The 15,712-nt window shown below is 73.7% G+C and carries 14 protein-coding genes; 9 read left to right on the top strand and 5 right to left on the bottom strand.

Translation table 11 applies throughout. The features are described 5' to 3' along the window. The first annotated feature begins 10 nt into the window (after positions 1-10). Both ACWCXC_RS13825 and ACWCXC_RS13820 read left to right on the top strand, forming a co-directional pair. Positions 11-388, top strand: a complete 378-nt coding sequence (locus ACWCXC_RS13825) for a helix-turn-helix domain-containing protein (protein WP_383646622.1) — start codon at positions 11-13, stop codon at positions 386-388. A gap of 271 nt (positions 389-659) precedes the next feature. Continuing rightward, positions 660-1,013, top strand: a complete 354-nt coding sequence (locus ACWCXC_RS13820; RefSeq protein WP_450681899.1) for a hypothetical protein — start codon at positions 660-662, stop codon at positions 1,011-1,013. Here the strand turns inward: ACWCXC_RS13820 and ACWCXC_RS13815 are convergent. The 3 genes from ACWCXC_RS13815 to ACWCXC_RS13805 form a co-directional block, all read right to left on the bottom strand. Then, complete coding sequence (locus tag ACWCXC_RS13815) at positions 961-1,725, bottom strand: SDR family NAD(P)-dependent oxidoreductase (protein ID WP_450681900.1); 765 nt, start codon at positions 1,723-1,725, stop codon at positions 961-963. The genes ACWCXC_RS13820 and ACWCXC_RS13815 overlap by 53 nt on opposite strands. A gap of 32 nt (positions 1,726-1,757) precedes the next feature. Then, positions 1,758-2,591 (bottom strand): DNA-formamidopyrimidine glycosylase family protein, encoded by an 834-nt coding sequence (locus ACWCXC_RS13810; RefSeq protein ID WP_450681901.1) that lies wholly within the window; start codon positions 2,589-2,591, stop codon positions 1,758-1,760. 263 nt (positions 2,592-2,854) lie between these two features. Next, positions 2,855-7,522, bottom strand: a complete 4,668-nt coding sequence (locus ACWCXC_RS13805; RefSeq protein ID WP_450888787.1) for a DEAD/DEAH box helicase — start codon at positions 7,520-7,522, stop codon at positions 2,855-2,857. A gap of 111 nt (positions 7,523-7,633) precedes the next feature. Here ACWCXC_RS13805 and ACWCXC_RS13800 point away from each other — a divergent pair, with 111 nt between their 5' ends. Genes ACWCXC_RS13800 through ACWCXC_RS13790 form a run of 3 tightly spaced genes read left to right on the top strand, consistent with a single transcriptional unit; the run spans position 7,634 to position 9,598 of the window. Continuing rightward, positions 7,634-8,500, top strand: a complete 867-nt coding sequence (locus ACWCXC_RS13800) for an AraC family ligand binding domain-containing protein (protein WP_450888785.1) — start codon at positions 7,634-7,636, stop codon at positions 8,498-8,500. Between the two features lie 10 nt (positions 8,501-8,510). Beyond that, complete coding sequence (locus ACWCXC_RS13795; protein WP_450888783.1) at positions 8,511-9,296, top strand: AzlC family ABC transporter permease; 786 nt, start codon at positions 8,511-8,513, stop codon at positions 9,294-9,296. Next, positions 9,293-9,598, top strand: a complete 306-nt coding sequence (locus ACWCXC_RS13790) for an AzlD domain-containing protein (protein WP_450681905.1) — start codon at positions 9,293-9,295, stop codon at positions 9,596-9,598. Before ACWCXC_RS13795 ends, ACWCXC_RS13790 begins: the two co-directional genes overlap by 4 nt. Positions 9,599-9,629: 31 nt before the next feature. On the opposite strand, the gene ACWCXC_RS13785 is transcribed toward ACWCXC_RS13790, so the two are convergent. Next, complete coding sequence (locus ACWCXC_RS13785) at positions 9,630-10,544, bottom strand: hypothetical protein (protein WP_450681906.1); 915 nt, start codon at positions 10,542-10,544, stop codon at positions 9,630-9,632. 79 nt (positions 10,545-10,623) lie between these two features. On the opposite strand from ACWCXC_RS13785, the gene ACWCXC_RS13780 reads away from it, so the two are divergent. The 4 genes from ACWCXC_RS13780 (at position 10,624) to recX (ending at position 14,439) form a co-directional block, all read left to right on the top strand. Continuing rightward, positions 10,624-10,818, top strand: a complete 195-nt coding sequence (locus ACWCXC_RS13780; protein ID WP_450681907.1) for a DUF3046 domain-containing protein — start codon at positions 10,624-10,626, stop codon at positions 10,816-10,818. A gap of 273 nt (positions 10,819-11,091) precedes the next feature. Beyond that, a complete protein-coding gene (locus ACWCXC_RS13775) occupies positions 11,092-12,336 on the top strand; it encodes an AI-2E family transporter (RefSeq protein ID WP_450681983.1) in 1,245 nt (414 codons plus the stop codon). A gap of 227 nt (positions 12,337-12,563) precedes the next feature. Beyond that, on the top strand, positions 12,564-13,688 hold the full coding sequence (gene recA, locus ACWCXC_RS13770) for a recombinase RecA (protein WP_450681908.1): 1,125 nt from the start codon (positions 12,564-12,566) through the stop codon (positions 13,686-13,688). A 4-nt stretch (positions 13,689-13,692) separates the two neighbouring features. Further along, positions 13,693-14,439 (top strand): recombination regulator RecX, encoded by a 747-nt coding sequence (gene recX / locus ACWCXC_RS13765; protein WP_450888780.1) that lies wholly within the window; start codon positions 13,693-13,695, stop codon positions 14,437-14,439. Between the two features lie 124 nt (positions 14,440-14,563). Here recX and ACWCXC_RS13760 read toward each other — a convergent pair whose 3' ends face one another. Beyond that, on the bottom strand, positions 14,564-15,343 hold the full coding sequence (locus tag ACWCXC_RS13760) for a DUF6197 family protein (RefSeq protein ID WP_450888778.1): 780 nt from the start codon (positions 15,341-15,343) through the stop codon (positions 14,564-14,566). Positions 15,344-15,712: the final 369 nt, after the last annotated feature.

Genomic DNA, 15,712 nt, shown 5'->3' with positions numbered 1-15,712 from the left:
GGAGCCACCGATGATTCTGCTCCGTCGCCTGCTTGGTGACGTGCTGCGTCGGCAGCGCCAGCGCCAAGGCCGTACTCTGCGCGAAGTCTCCTCGTCCGCCCGAGTTTCGCTCGGCTATCTCTCCGAGGTGGAGCGGGGGCAGAAGGAGGCATCCTCCGAACTGCTCTCCGCCATTTGCGACGCGCTTGACGTACGGATGTCCGAGCTCATGCGTGAAGTCAGCGATGAGCTGTCCCTGGCGGAGCTGGCCGAGTCGGCAGCGGCCAGCGATCCGGTACCTGTACCGGTGCGCCCCATGCTCAACTCCGTCTCTTCGGTGACGGGTGTACCGACGGGGCGGGTGACCATCAAGGCACCCGCGGAAGCGGTGGATGTCGTCGCCGCCTGACCCGTTCGGTCCGGTGTGAAGCCGGAAGCCCCGGCCTCCCTCACGGGTGGGCCGGGGTTTCCGCATGCCCGGACACAAAAATTCCTCGAATGACCGTTTTGCCTGATCTATGCCATCGTGGTGCCTGCCGGGCCGAGTCGTGTGCGCCGGGCCGACCGGAGCGGAGCGGGCGGCGCGAGGGAGTACGGCTGCGCCGTGCGCGCCGGTCCCGCACCGGTGCGCTCTCCCCTCGGGCGATCGCGCCGGTCTACGTTCGGTGGAGGAGGCGGCCATGGTGCGGCGATGGGTGCCGGCACTCGTGCTCGGCGGCGTGTGGTGGTGGGCCGTGCTGCGCCTCGTCCTGGAGCCCGCGCGCGCGGGAGTCGTCGAGGGCGCGGTGGCGGCGGGGGGCTGGGGACTCAGCCTGCTGCCCGTGCATGTGGCCGCGACGGCCCGGCCGATCGGGATATTCGACGCCGGGACGCGTCTGCTCAGGCGCTGCGCGGACAGCGCACGCGGGGTGGCTGGACGCTCCTGGCGCACGAGAGCGGCCACGGGGCGGTCCTGGGCCCCCGGGAAGGCGTGGCGGGCTGCTACCAGGGCATGGCGACGCCGCCGTTCGGGCGGAGGATCTGGCCGGTCATGAAGGACGAGGCGTCCGACGCCAGGTGCAGCACCGTGTGTGCGACCTCGTCGGGCTCGCCGACCCTGCCCAGAGGGGCGATACGCGCCATCGTCGCCTCCACCCGGTGCTGCTGCTCGGCGTCGTGGCGAGCGGTCATGGGGGTGCGGATCCAGCCCGGGGCGACCGCGTTGACGCGGATGCCGTGCGGGCCCAACTCGGTGGCCAGGGTCTTGGTCAGCTGGACCACGGCCGCCTTCGCCGCGCTGTAGCAGAACAGGCCGGGGCCGGCGGAGTCCATGGCGCCCGAGGCCATGGTGATCAGCGAGCCGGGCGCGCCCCGCGCCACCAAGGTGCGGGCCACCTCCTGGCAGGCGTACAGTACCCCCTTGAAATTGACGGCCAGCACCCGGTCGAGGTCCTCGTCCGCCGTCTCCAGCACGCTGCTGGTGTGCATGATCCCGGCCACAGCCGCCAGGACGTCCACCTCGCCCGCGGCCGCGACGGCGGACCGGACCTGGTCGCGGTCGGTGACATCGAGCGGATGGACGTGGGCTTCACCACCTGCCGAGATGATCAGCTCCAGGGTTTCCCCGAGGCCCTTCTCGTCCCGATCGGCACAGTGGACGGCGGCGCCCGCCTCCGCCAGGAGCACGGCGGTGGCGCGGCCGATACCGCCGGCGGCGCCGGTGACGAACGCGGAGCGGCCGGTGAGGTCGTACGCGGCGAGAGGCATGCTCGGACCGTACGACCGGATCTGACGGGTCGTCAACTGTGTGGGGCGGGTCCGGTCTGGCAGTGGGGGCACCAGTACGTGGGGCGGTTGTCCTGCTCCGCCGTGCGCACGGGGGTGCGGCAGCGCAGGCAGGGGCGGTGGGCGCGGCCGTAGACCCAGAGGTCGTCGACGGGGCGCCGGGGGCGCGGCGCGGGGCCGGTTCCGGTGCCGGACCGGACGGCGGCGGTGGTGATCCGGACGGGGCGGTCCCGGTTGGCTTCGAGGAGTTGCTTGGCCGTCGTCACGAGCAGGGCGGCCGTGCGCGGGGGCAGTTCGCCGACCGGCAGCCAGGGCGTGGCGCGGGCCAGGAAGCACAGCTCGCACTTGTAGACGTTGCCGATGCCGGCCAGGTTGCGCTGGTCCAGCAGGGCCTCGCCCAGCGGACGCTCGGGGGCGGCGAGCAGATTGCGCAGCGCGAGGTCCGGGTCCCAGCCGGGGCCCAGCAGATCCGGGCCGAGATGGCCGACGGCCTGTTCCTCGTCCTGGGTCCGCAGCAGTTCGAGGACCGGGAGGCGGTAGCCGACGGCCGTGTGCGTGGCGGTGGACAGGATCGCGCGGATCTGGTGCGCGGGGCCGCCGCGCCAGCGCTCGCCCTGCGCGAAGACCCGCCAGGCGCCGTCCATGCGCAGATGGCTGTGCAGCGTCAGACCGCCCTCGACCCGGGTCAGCAGATGCTTGCCGCGCGCGGCGACCTCCAGGACCTCGCGTCCGCTCAGATCGGCCGTGGCGAACCGGGGCACGCGCAGATCGGTCCGGGTGAGAACCTGACCGGCCAGCGCGCCGTGCAGCCGCTTCGCGGTCTGCAGAACGGTGTCTCCTTCGGGCATGCCTCCATGATGCGCGGGATGGGGGTGCGGGGGCGGGGAGTGGGCGTGGGTGGACGGGGGCCGGGTCGGAGGCTGGGGGGTGCGGCGCGGGTCGGTCAGCGGGTCCCGAGGGCTGGGGTGCTGCGCGGCGCGGTGAGGGGGGCGGAGGGCTGGGGGTGCGGCGCGGGTGGCGTGGGGCTGTTCGGTGGAGGCGGGTGCGGGCGCACCGGCTCGACGCGCGGAGGCGAGCGGGCGGCGGAGGTACCGGGGCGCCCGGTCCGGAGTCAGGCGCGCAGGCGCAGCCCTCTGGGGGTGGCGAGGAAGCCCGCTGTCTCCAGGGTGCGGCCCAGGGGGGAGGTGAGCGAGGAGACGCCGTTGACGCGCTCCACCGTGACCGTGCCGAGGGCGCCCGCGCGGGCCGCGGCGGCGAGTGCGGCGGCGGCCGCGCGGAGCGCGGGGTCGTCCGGATCGGCCGGCCAGGAGAGCAGGGTCTTGCCGCCGCGTTCCATGTACAGCGTCAGCGCGCCGTCGACGAGGACCACCAGGGCACCGGCCTTGCGCCCCGGCTTGTGCCCCGCACCGCTCGGCGGTTCGGGCCAGGGCAGGGCCGCCCCGTAGGCGTTGGCCGGGTCCGCAGCGGCGAGGACCAGGGCGCGCGCCTCGGCGTCCGGCTCCCGGCGGTCGAGCGCGGTGGAGACGGCGCGCAGCCGGTCGACCGCGCCGTCCATCGCGAACTGGGCCGCCCCCAGGCCCTCCACGACATAACCGCGGCGCGCCTGCCCGTTGTCCTCGAACGCGGACAGCACCCGATAGGCGGCGGAGAAGCCGCCCTCCACGCCCTCGGCCTGGACCGCGCCCCGGGTCACGACCCCGTGCCGGTCCAGCAGTGTGCGCGCCAGCGCGTGGGCCCGGTGCGTGGGCTCGGGGACGACGGGCGGCAGCAGCGACCAGCGGCCGGAGACCGTGGGAGGCCCGGTGCGCGAGACCGGGCGCGTGGCGGCGGTCAGCGAGCCGTAGCGACCGCGCGGCACCGAGCGTCTGGCGCGGTGCGCGGTCGAACCGGCGGTGCGCCCGGAGCCCAGAAACGCCCGCAGCGGAGCAAGGGTGTCGTTGGTGAGCCGGCCCGACCAGGCCAGGTCCCACAGGGCGTCCGCCAGGTGCGGGTCGGTGGCGTCCGGGTGGGTGGTCGCCCGGACCTGGTCGGCGATCTGGCGGAAGAACAGCCCGTATCCGCCGCTGAGCGCGGTCAGCACGGACTCGTGCAGGGCGGTGAGTTCGAGGGGATGCGGTGGCGGGAGCAACAGGGGTGCGCTGTCGGCGGGATAGAGGGCGAGCCAGCCGTCCTTGCCGGGAAGGGCGCCCGCTCCGGCCCAGACGACCTCGCCGGTCGTGGTGAGTTCGTCGAGGAGCGCCGGGGTGTAGCCGGCGACCCGGCCGGGCAGGACCAGCTTCTCCAGCGCGGACGCGGGGACGGGCGCGCCCTGCAACTGCTCGATCGTGCGGGCCAGTCCGTCGATGCCCCGCAGACCCCCGCTGCCCAGGTGCTGCCACTGGGGCAGGAAGCCCGCCAGGGCCGTCGCCGGCACGGGCTCCAACTCGTGCCTGAGCGCGGCGAGCGAGCGGCGCCGCAGCCGCCGGAGCACCGTGGCGTCGCACCACTCCTGGCCGATGCCCGCCGGGTGGAACTCGCCCTGGACGATCCGCCCGGCGGCGGCCAGCCGTTGCAGCGCTCCGTCGGTCACGGCCGTACCGAGTCCGAAGCGGGCGGCGGCCGTCGCGGACGTGAAGGGGCCGTGCGTCCGGGCGTAGCGGGCGAGGAGGTCGCCGAGGGGGTCCTTCAGCGGTTCGGTGAACGCCTCGGGGACCCCGACCGGAAGCGCCGTGCCCAGGGCGTCGCGCAACCGCCCCGCGTCCTCGATCGCCGCCCAGTGACCGGCGCCGGCGATGCGGACCCGGATGGCCCGGCGCGCGGACTCCAGCTCCGCCGCCCAGCTCTCCTGCGCGCCGCGCGCCGCCAGCTCCGCGTCGGTGAGCGGGCCGAGGACCCGCAGCAGATCGGCGACGCCCTCGACGTCCTTGATCCGCCGGTCCTCCGTCAGCCACTGGAGCTCCTGCTCCAGTTCGGTCAGGACATCGGCGTCGAGCAGCTCGCGCAGCTCCGCGCGGCCCAGCAGCTCGGCCAGCAGGCGGGAGTCGAGCGAGAGGGCGGCGGCCCGCCGCTCGGCCAGCGGTGAGTCGCCCTCGTACAGGAACTGCGCGACGTAGCCGAAGAGGAGGGAACGGGCGAAGGGGGACGGCTCCTGGGTGGTCACCTCCACCAGGCGGATCCGGCGGGCCTCCAGATCCCCCATCACCTCCGTGAGCCCGGGGACGTCGAAGACGTCCTGGAGGCATTCGCGGACCGCCTCCAGAACGATGGGGAACGAGCCGAACTCGGAGGCGACCTGGAGAAGCTGGGCGGCGCGCTGCCGCTGCTGCCACAGAGGGGTGCGCTTTCCGGGGCTGCGCCGGGGCAGCAGCAGCGCGCGGGCCGCGCATTCACGGAACCGGGAGGCGAACAGCGCGGAGCCGCCGACCTGGTCCGTGACGATCTGGGCGATCTCGCCCTGGTCGAAGGCCACGTCGGCGGCGGCCACCGGCGGCTGGTCGCTGTCGAAGGCCGCCCCGGCCGGCGGGGACGGGGCGGCTCCGTCCTCCGCCCCCGGGGTCTGCGCGGGGTCGAAGTCCAGGAGGTCCAGGCCCATCATGTCGGCGTCCGGCAGCCTCAGCACGATGCCGTCGTCGGCATGCATGACCTGGGCGTCCATCCCGTACCGCTCGGAGAGACGGGCGCCGAGGGCGAGGGCCCACGGGGCGTGCACCTGGGCGCCGAACGGGGAGTGCACCACGACGCGCCAGTCGCCCAGCTCGTCCCGGAAACGCTCCACGAGGACGGTCCGGTCGTCCGGCACATGACCGCAGGCGCGCCGCTGCTCGTCCAGATACGCCAGCACGTTGTCCACGGCCCAGGCGTCGAGCCCCGCCGCCAGCAGGCGGTGGCGGGCGTCCTCGTCGGACAGTCCGCCGAGCTCGCGCAGGAAGGCGCCGAGCGCACGGCCCAGCTCCAGCGGGCGGCCCAGCTGGTCGCCCTTCCAGAACGGCAGCCGTCCCGGGACGCCGGGGGCGGGCGAGACCAGCACCCGGTCACGGGTGATGTCCTCGATCCGCCAGGACGTCGTGCCCAGCGTGAAGACGTCGCCGACGCGCGACTCGTACACCATCTCCTCGTCCAGCTCACCGACCCGGCCGCCGCCCTTCTTGGGATCGGCGCCGGCGAGGAAGACCCCGAAGAGCCCCCGGTCGGGGATGGTGCCCCCGGAGGTGACGGCGAGGCGCTGGGCGCCGGGGCGGCCCGTGACCGTCCCGGCCACGCGGTCCCACACGACGCGCGGTCGCAGCTCGGCGAAGGCGTCCGACGGATAGCGGCCGGCGAGCATGTCGAGCACGGCGGTGAACGCCGATTCGGGCAGCGAGGCGAACGGGGCGGCCCGGCGGGTCACCGCCAGCAGATCGTCCACCTGCCAGCTGTCCAGGGCGACCATCGCGACCAGTTGCTGGGCCAGCACGTCCAGCGGATTGGACGGGATCCGCAGCGCCTCGATGGACCCCTCGCGCATCCGCTCGGTGACCACGGCCGCCTGCACCAGGTCGCCCCGGTACTTCGGGAAGACGACGCCGGTGGACACCGCGCCCACCTGGTGCCCGGCCCTGCCGACCCGTTGCAGTCCGGAGGCGACCGAGGGCGGTGACTCCACCTGGATCACCAGATCGACCGCGCCCATGTCGATGCCCAGCTCCAGGCTCGACGTGGCGACGACGGCGGGCAGCCGGCCCGCCTTCAGGTCCTCCTCGACCTGGGTGCGCTGCTCCTTGGAGACCGATCCGTGGTGCGCCCGCGCGAGCAGCGGTGGTGCGCCCTTCGCCGCGCCCGACTCCGCCATGATCTCGGCGGGGGAGTGGGCCTCGGGCATCGTCTCGCCCGTGGCGCGCTCGTAGGCGATCTCGTTGAGCCGGTTGCAGAGCCGCTCGGCGAGACGGCGCGAGTTGGCGAAGACGATCGTGGACCGGTGGGACTGGACGAGGTCCGCGATGCGCTCCTCCACATGCGGCCAGATCGACGGCTTCTCCGCCTGGGCCCCGGACTCCGGGTCGGTGGCCGGGGAGCCTCCCAGCTCGCCCAGGTCCTCCACGGGAACGACCACCGACAGGTCGAAGCGCTTGGCGGACGGCGGTTGGACGATCTCCACCTTTCGGCGCGGCGAGAGGAAACGCGCCACCTCGTCCACGGGGCGGACCGTGGCCGACAGTCCGATGCGGCGGGCCGGACGCGGCAGCAGCTCGTCTAGCCGCTCCAGGGACAGCGCGAGATGGGCGCCCCGCTTGGTCCCCGCGACGGCGTGCACCTCGTCGAGGATCACCGTCTCGACGCCGGCCAGGGCCTCCCGGGCGGAGGACGTCAGCATCAGGAAGAGGGACTCGGGGGTCGTGATCAGGATGTCCGGAGGCCGGGTCGCCATGGACCGGCGCTCGGCGGCCGGGGTGTCACCGGAGCGGATTCCCACCCGCACCTCGGGCTCGGGCAGCCCCAGACGCACCGACTCCTGGCGGATACCGGTCAGCGGCGAGCGCAGATTGCGCTCCACGTCGACGGCGAGCGCCTTGAGCGGGGACACGTACAGCACGCGGCAGCGCTTCTTCGCCTCGGCGGGCGGCGGGACGGCGGCCAGCCGGTCCAGCGCGGCGAGGAACGCGGCCAGGGTCTTGCCCGATCCGGTCGGCGCGACGACGAGGACGTCCGACCCCTCGCCGATCGCCCGCCAGGCACCCTCCTGCGCGGCGGTGGGCGCGCTGAAGGCCCCCGTGAACCAACCGCGGGTCGCGGGCGAGAACGTATCGAGAGCGGAGCCGGTCATGCTCCCCATCGTGCACCCCGCCACTGACAACGGCCCCGACGGCCGCGCCACGTGCGGGCCGGCGCGGTCCCGCCCGGCGCCCTGCCCCGGGCGGGCTGCGAGAATCGGCGCATGGCCGAGGCGGCGGGACCGACGGAGTGGGCGAGGCACTGGCAGTACGCCGAGCTGCCCGGCCTCGACCTGCTCAGGGCCCGCTACGTCCGGCACACCTTCCCGCGCCACAGCCACGAGGGCTATGTCATCGGCGCGGTCACCCAGGGCATCGAGGACGTCGCCCTGCCCGGCGGAACGGTCCACGCCGGCCCCGGCACCGTCGTCATGATCAACCCCGAGGTGCCGCACACCGCCAGGGCCGGTGTCCCCGAGGGCTGGGTCTACTCGACGCTCTATCCCTCCGAACGAGTGATCGAGACCGTCGCGGCCGACGTGACCGGCCTGCGCGGGACCGTCGGCTTCGGCGAGACCAGCGCGACCGACCCGTACGCCGCCCGGCTCGTCCGCGAGGTCCACCGGGCCGCGGAGGAGGGCAACGCGCTGGCCGCCGACAGCGTGCTCCGGGTCCTGGTCACCCGTCTGCTCACCCGGTACGGCAGCCCCCTGCCCGCCGTCGCCACCGCGCGGGCGGGCGCCCGGGACGTGGCGCTCGCACGGGCCGTCCTGGAGGAGCGGATGGCCGAGCCGCCGACCCTGGAGGCCCTGGCCGGTCAACTCGGCACCAGCCCCTTCGCCCTTTCGCGCGCCTTCAAGAAGCAGTACGGGATGCCCCCGCACGCCTGGCTCACGGACGCCCGCGTACGCCGGGCGCGCAAACTGCTCGACGCGGGCGCCCCGCCCGCCGCCGCGGCGGTTGCCGTCGGCTTCACCGACCAGCCCCATCTCAACCGTCATTTCACCCGGATCGTGGGAGTGCCACCCGGCGCGTACCAGCGTGCGCGCGGCGCAAGAACGTACAAGAACGCGCCGGACCGCCCCGGGTAGCGTGCCGGACGTGGCAGAACAAACAGCTCCCCCGCACCACGCGGCCGGGCCGGGCGGCCCGGCCCACCCCACCGCGGACAAGCCCGACGCGGCCGTCGTGCGCGACGCCCTCGGCGTCGGCGTGGCCGTCGGGCTCTCCGGCTTCGCCTTCGGCGTCACCTCGGCGGGCTCCGGACTCAGCCTGCTCCAGACCTGCGCGCTCAGCCTCCTCGTCTTCACCGGCGCCTCCCAGTTCGCCCTGGTCGGCGCCCTCGCCGCCGGAGGCAACCCGTACACGGCGGCGGCCGGCGCCTTCTTCCTCGGCGTACGCAACTCGTTCTACGGGCTGCGGCTGTCCCAGCTCCTCGCCCTTCCGCGCTCGGTGCGCCCCCTCGCCGCCCAGTGGGTCATCGACGAGACGACCGCCGTGACGCTGGCCCAGCCCACCCGCAGGGCCGCCCGGATCGGTTTCACCGTCACCGGGCTCACCCTCTACCTGCTGTGGAACCTCACCACGCTCGCCGGGGCCCTGGGCGCCGAGGCGCTCGGCGACACCGCGGCGTGGGGACTGGACGCGGCGGGCCCCGCCGTCTTCCTGGCGCTGCTCGCCCCGATGCTGCGGAGCACCACGGAACGCGTCACGGCCGCGCTCGCCGTGCTGCTCGCGCTCGGTCTGCTCCCCGTCCTGCCCGGGGGCGTCCCCGTGCTGCTGTCCGCGCTCGCCGCGCCCCTCGTCCTCTTCCTGGGCGGACGCGGCAGAGGAACGGAACAGGGCCCCACGGCCACCGCGGACACCGGACCGGAGGACGACCGATGAACGTCTGGATCGCGATCGCGCTGACCGCGGCCGGCTGCTACCTCACCAAACTCCTCGGCCTGCTGGTGCCCGCCGGCGCGCTGGAGAGGCCGCTGGTGCAGCGTCTCGCCGCCCTCCTGCCGGTGGCGCTGCTGGCCGCCCTGACCGCCCAGCAGACCTTCGCCGACGGAACGCACCTCGTCGTCGACGCGAGAGGCGCGGGCCTGGCCGCGGCGGCGGTCGCCTTGGTGCTGCGCGCCCCCTTCCTCGTCGTCGTGGGTGTGGCCGTGGTGGTGACGGCCGCAGTGCGCGCCCTCGGATAGGGCGCGCCGGGGCGTACGGGGCGCGCCCGCGTCAGTCCAGGCCGCGCCCGTACGCCCGCAGCGTGCGCAGCGCCCGGAGCGTGACCAGGGGGCGCCCCTCCAGGGCGGTTCCCGGGGCCCACTGGCGCCAGGTCACCGGCCAGCCGCCGTCCGGCTGCTGCTCGGCCGCCAGATGGTCCAGGGCGCGTTCCGTCTCGGTGTCCGTGAACCACCGGCGCGCGAGCGACTCGGGCGCGCGGGCGTAGTCGTACGGAAAGTGCTGCTCGCCCGGCGCGTACCCGGGCGCGACCGGGTAGTCGGCGCTCCGCTCCGGGTCCAGCACGACGAGCCGCTGGTCACGCACCAGCCGGCCGAGCCGGTCCGCGGCCGCCTCGGCGCGCGGCCGGTCCGGCGCACCGTCGAGGAAGGCGACCGCGGCCTCGATCTCGTAGGGGTGCGACACCTCCAGGGCTTCCACGGCGGCCCAGCAGAAGTCCGTGGCCCGGAAGAGCCAGGCATGCCAGACCGAGTTGCGGTGCAGCAGCCCGACGACCGGCCCGGTGGCCAGCAGCTCCGCCGGGGGATCGTCGACGACGGGGATGAACGGGGCGGCGGGGTAGCCGCGCTGCGAGGGAAGCAGTGCCGGTAAGGCACCCTCCTTGGTCGACACCTCGGTCAGATAGCGACAGACGCGTTCCACCCGCGGCCCGCCGCAGCGGTCGATGGAATCGAGGACGCTCAGCGCGTGCGCCGTGTGCAGCGGCTGACTCACGGGGCCGCGCAGATCGGGTTCGAGTGCGTGCCCGTATCCGCCGTCCTCATTGAGATAGGCGGCGAGCGCCGTTTCCACGGCGTCCGCGCTTCCGCCCAGGAAGTCGTGGGCGAACCGCCGCTGCTCAAGGACACGGGCCGTGAGCCAGATGAACTGCTCGGCGCGGGCGAGGGGACTTGTTCCGGTTCCAGCCATGGACCGACCGTAGGGCGGTAAGCGCTCTCGGCAAGGCCGGGCGGCCCGGCTGCACTCTCAGGAGCGGGATACTGAGGGCATGCGGTTGACGATTTTCTGGGAACGGATGGCCGACCACTTCGGCGCGGGGTACGCCGACTCCTTCGCGAGCGACCATGTGATGGCCGAACTCGGCGGACGCACGGTCCGCCAGGCGTTGGACGCCGGCTGGGAGGCCAAGGACGTGTGGCGTGCGGTCTGCGCGGCCATGGACGTCCCCGCCGACAAGCGCTGACGCACCGCCGCCGTCGCGGCGCGCGTCCTCCCGCCCGGGTCCAGGAACCGGCCCCGTCGGGGGTGAAGAGGGGGCGTGACCCGGCTCCCACCGAGTGCGGGGAGGGGAGCGTGGCCCAGCTCCCACCGGGGTGCGCGCCGGAGTGTCGCCGCGGTAGGCGAGACTTGCTCCGTGGCACCGACAGACGAGACAGCTCAGACCCAGACGCCCCTCGGCCCGCCCGTCCCGCCGGCTGCGCCACCGGTCTCCGCACCCGGCCCCGGACGCGCCCGCATGCCCGCCTGGCTGCCGCGCGCCATGGTGCTCGCGCTGGCCCTCTACGCCTGCTTCCGGCTCGGCAGCTGGGCGTTCGACCAGCTCATCGGGCTGCTGATCAACGTGCTGATCGCCTTCTTCCTGGCGCTCGCCATCGAACCCGCCGTGAGCCGGATGTCGGCGCGCGGTATGCGCCGCGGCTTCGCCACCTTCCTCGTCTTCCTCGGTGTGCTGATAGCGGGCGCGGGCTTCGTCGTCCTGCTCGGCTCGATGCTGGCCGGGCAGATCGTCGACATGGTCGAGGACTTCCCGGACTACCTCGACTCGGTGATCAACTGGATCAACCAGACCTTCCACACGGAGCTGTCGCGCGTCGAGGTGCAGGACAGCCTGCTGCACTCCGACTGGCTCCAGAAGTACGTCCAGAACAGCGCGACCGGTGTGCTCGACGTGTCCACGACCGTGCTCGGCGGACTGTTCCGGCTGCTCACGATCTTCCTGTTCTCGTTCTACTTCGCCGCGGACGGGCCCCGGCTGCGCCGCGCGCTCTGCTCCGTGCTGCCCCCCGCCCGCCAGGCCGAGGTGCTGCGCGCCTGGGAGATCGCGGTCGACAAGACCGGCGGTTACCTCTACTCGCGCGGCCTGATGGCACTCGTCTCCGGGATCGCCCACTACATCCTGCTGCTGGCCCTCGGAGTGCCCTACGCCCCGGCGCTCGCGGTCTGGGTCGGGCTGGTCTCGCAGTTCATCCCCACCATCGGCACGTATCTGGCGGGCGCCCTGCCGATGCTCATCGCGTTCACCGTCGACCCCTGGTACGCGTTGTGGGTGCTGGGCTTCGTCGTCGTGTACCAGCAGTTCGAGAACTACATGCTCCAGCCCAAGCTGACGTCGCGGACCGTCGACATCCATCCGGCCGTCGCCTTCGGCTCGGTCATCGCCGGCACGGCGCTCATGGGCGCGGTCGGCGCGCTGATCGCGATCCCGGCGGTGGCCACGCTGCAGGCATTCCTCGGCGCCTATGTGAAGCGGTACGACGTCACGGACGACCCCCGCGTGCAGGGGCGCCGCCAGGGACGCAGCGGCGAACCCCTGGCCGTGCGGCTGCGCCGGCTCTGGCACGCGCCGGAACCGGAGGACGGCGGGGATGCCCGGGGCGGCGGGAACGGCCCGGGGGAGGGGAACGGTCCGGGAGACGGGGACGGCAACGGTCCGGGAGAGGCGGACGGCAATGGTCCGGCGGGCTCGGGGACCGGCTCCTGAGGTCCGGTACGTCCGGGTTTACGGCGTTACGCTGGGGGCGACCCGGTGCGGCGTGGTGCGCTTGACACCAAAATCGAACATCCATTCTCATGGGATTCCGGCCGGGATTTCCCGGGCCCGACCGTGGAGTTGTCCACAGGCCGGGAGGACGTCGAGGCCCATTGTCAGTGGCAGGGGTTAGCGTCTTTGACGTGAAGCGATCGACTCAAGCAAATCGGGTGGAACCCATGGCAGGAACCGACCGCGAGAAGGCGCTGGACGCCGCACTCGCACAGATTGAACGGCAATTCGGCAAGGGCGCGGTGATGCGCCTGGGCGAGCGGCCGAACGAGCCCATCGAGGTGATTCCCACCGGGTCCACCGCGCTCGACGTCGCGCTCGGCGTCGGCGGACTGCCGCGCGGCCGTGTGGTGGAGGTGTACGGACCGGAGTCCTCCGGCAAGACGACCCTGACGCTCCACGCCGTGGCGAACGCGCAGCGCCAGGGCGGCTCGGTGGCCTTCATCGACGCGGAGCACGCGCTCGACCCGGAGTACGCGAAGAAGCTCGGCGTCGACATCGACAACCTGATCCTCTCCCAGCCGGACAACGGTGAGCAGGCCCTCGAGATCGTGGACATGCTCGTCCGCTCGGGCGCGCTCGACCTGATCGTCATCGACTCCGTGGCCGCGCTCGTCCCGCGTGCGGAGATCGAGGGCGAGATGGGCGACTCGCACGTGGGTCTCCAGGCCCGCCTCATGAGCCAGGCGCTCCGCAAGATCACCAGCGCGCTCAACCAGTCCAAGACCACCGCGATCTTCATCAACCAGCTCCGCGAGAAGATCGGTGTGATGTTCGGCTCGCCGGAGACCACCACCGGTGGTCGCGCGCTGAAGTTCTACGCCTCGGTGCGACTCGACATCCGCCGGATCGAGACGCTCAAGGACGGCACGGAGGCGGTCGGCAACCGCACCCGCGTCAAGGTCGTGAAGAACAAGGTCTCGCCGCCCTTCAAGCAGGCCGAGTTCGACATCCTCTACGGCCAGGGCATCAGCCGCGAGGGCGGTCTGATCGACATGGGTGTGGAGCACGGCTTCGTCCGCAAGGCCGGTGCCTGGTACACCTACGAAGGCGACCAGCTCGGCCAGGGCAAGGAGAACGCGCGCAACTTCCTCAAGGACAACCCCGATCTCGCCAACGAGATCGAGAAGAAGATCCTGGAGAAGCTGGGCGTCGGCGTCCGGCCCGACGCGGACCCGGCGGCGCCCGCCGCGGACGCGGCAGCGGCGGCCCCGGCCGACGCTGCGGCGAAGACCGCGCCGGCCACGACCGGCAAGGCCAAGCCGGCCAAGACGGCGGCGGCCAAGAGCTGACCCGGTGACGCGTCGCACGGAGTGGCCGGAGAGCGCCGACCCCGGCCGGGGCAACGGTCCCGCGTTCGCCGACGGACCTCCTTACGGGTCCGACGGCGAGCCCGGTTCCGCCCGAGAGCAGCGTCCCCGGGCCCGCCACGACACGGGGGCGGGCCAGGGGGCCGGGTTCGGCGAGGGGGCGGGGCGCCGTGCCCGCTCCCGGTCCAGGGACAGCGGCTCCCCCTCCTCGTCGAGGGCCGAGCGGGGGGAGCCGCGCGATCCGGTCGAGCAGGCGCGAGCGATCTGCCTGCGCCTGCTCACCGGGACGCCGAGGACCCGCAAACAGCTCGCGGACGCGCTGCGCAAACGGGAGATCCCGGACGAGGCGGCCGAGGAGGTGCTGTCGCGCTTCGAGGACGTGGGGCTGATCAACGACGCCGCGTTCGCCGGGGCCTGGGTGGAGTCCCGGCACCACGGTCGGGGTCTGGCGCGCCGGGCGCTGGTCCGGGAGCTGCGGACCAAGGGGGTGGACGCGACCCTGATCGACGAGGCCGTGGGACGGCTCGATTCCGAGCAGGAGGAGGAGACGGCCCGGGAGCTGGTCGCGCGCAAGCTCCGGTCCACACGGGGGCTGGACCGGGACAGACGACTGCGCCGCCTCGCGGGCATGCTCGCCCGCAAGGGGTACGGGGAGGGCATGGCCCTGCGCGTGGTGCGCAGAGCGCTGGAGGAAGAGGGCGAGGACACCGAGGGGCTGGACGAGCCGTTCTGACCGGCGGGGGAGAGTGAGGGGATGCGTACGGGGGTACAGGGCGCGGGGGATGGGGTGCGGTGGTGTCCGGCGCTGGGGACGCCGGGGCGTCGGGGCGTCGGCCCGTCCGCTGGTCTCTCGGGGGCTACTGTCCCGCGCGGGCCGCGCGGGCGATGGTGGCGTCGATCAGGGCGAGCGCGTCGGCGGCCGTGCGGTCGGGGTGACGGTTCCACGGGCCGATGAGCCCGGTCCAGCCCTGGGAGCGGAGTTCGGCGATCATCCAGGCCCCGGCCCGGTCGACGGTGTGCGCCGATCCGTGGCCGAGACGGTGCGCGGTGAGCATGGCCCCGCAGATGCAACGGGCGCCCCGGGCATTGCGGAGCCGGTAGGGGGTGTTCTGCCAGCCCCATTCGGTGAGGATGCGCCGGGCGTGCGCGAGGTGGACGGACGGGGGTACGTCCGGCTGCCCGATCCGCCGCCAGCTGTGCAGCCGATCCGGCAGCATCGCGCCGAGCCGTCCGGGCAGGGGGCGTGCGGGGGGAGCGGCGGGGGGAAGGGCGCGTTCGGCCTCGGCGACGAGCTGTTCCACAGGCACGGACAACAGGGAGCGCCAGTTCTCCGATGAGCCCGGTTGCCCTGCTGCGTCCTGAGGAGCGACGGGCTGCGGGGGCGGGCACAGGGCATCGGGGCGCGGGGGTTCGGGGTACCGGGGGCCGGAGTGTGAGGGGCCAGGTCGCGCCGATCCGGGGTGCGGGAGCTCGGGGGCCAGAGGGCCCGAGCCGGCGGGGGCGGGGCGGGAGGGGGAGGGAAAGGAAACCCCGTCCCCACCGATGGCACCGGTGACGAGCTGTTGCCAGGCCTCCGTGTCATGGAGACGGGCGGCCTGGGCATCGAGGTCCTCAGGGGTGAGGGCGGTGGTCGGCATGGGTGCGGGCTCCCCGTCGTCGCGGTCCGGTGGGAATCGGCCGGGTACGGCCGGCGGCGCGTCGCGCCCCCGGCCCCGTGCGGTCCCCGGCGTTGAGGCGAATGTCCGTCCGGTCCGCCGCCGGTTCCACCGGAGCGAGGCCATACGGGTGTGTCACGACGCGTTCCGGGGATCGTGGCCGGAGAGCCGGAGAGCCGGAGAGCCGGAGAGCCGGAGAGCCGGAGAGCCGGAGAGAGGGCGACCCCCGGACGCCCGGCTCCCGGGTCGGACGGACCGGCGCCCCGGGGGCCTTGGCGGTGCGGCGCGGAGGCCGGGATACGGGGGATAACCCCCGTACGCAGACGGCGGAGCACTCCAGTGCACAGACAT

The sequence above is a fragment of the Streptomyces sp. NPDC001515 genome (assembly GCF_053597115.1).
This window is presented reverse-complemented; position numbering and strand designations above follow the sequence as displayed.

Bases quoted from the DNA above. Each gene is read 5' to 3' on its own strand.
- ACWCXC_RS13780 (WP_450681907.1), top strand. From the start codon at position 10,624: ATGCGGTTGACGATTTTCTGGGAACGGATGGCCGACCACTTCGGCGCG.
- ACWCXC_RS13760 (WP_450888778.1), bottom strand. From the start codon at position 15,343: ATGCCGACCACCGCCCTCACCCCTGAGGACCTCGATGCCCAGGCCGCC.
- ACWCXC_RS13805 (WP_450888787.1), bottom strand. From the start codon at position 7,522: ATGACCGGCTCCGCTCTCGATACGTTCTCGCCCGCGACCCGCGGTTGG.
- ACWCXC_RS13800 (WP_450888785.1), top strand. From the start codon at position 7,634: ATGGCCGAGGCGGCGGGACCGACGGAGTGGGCGAGGCACTGGCAGTAC.
- ACWCXC_RS13820 (WP_450681899.1), top strand. From the start codon at position 660: ATGGTGCGGCGATGGGTGCCGGCACTCGTGCTCGGCGGCGTGTGGTGG.
- ACWCXC_RS13790 (WP_450681905.1), top strand. From the start codon at position 9,293: ATGAACGTCTGGATCGCGATCGCGCTGACCGCGGCCGGCTGCTACCTC.
- ACWCXC_RS13810 (WP_450681901.1), bottom strand. From the start codon at position 2,591: ATGCCCGAAGGAGACACCGTTCTGCAGACCGCGAAGCGGCTGCACGGC.
- ACWCXC_RS13775 (WP_450681983.1), top strand. From the start codon at position 11,092: ATGCCCGCCTGGCTGCCGCGCGCCATGGTGCTCGCGCTGGCCCTCTAC.
- recA (WP_450681908.1), top strand. From the start codon at position 12,564: ATGGCAGGAACCGACCGCGAGAAGGCGCTGGACGCCGCACTCGCACAG.
- ACWCXC_RS13785 (WP_450681906.1), bottom strand. From the start codon at position 10,544: ATGGCTGGAACCGGAACAAGTCCCCTCGCCCGCGCCGAGCAGTTCATC.
- ACWCXC_RS13815 (WP_450681900.1), bottom strand. From the start codon at position 1,725: ATGCCTCTCGCCGCGTACGACCTCACCGGCCGCTCCGCGTTCGTCACC.
- ACWCXC_RS13825 (WP_383646622.1), top strand. From the start codon at position 11: ATGATTCTGCTCCGTCGCCTGCTTGGTGACGTGCTGCGTCGGCAGCGC.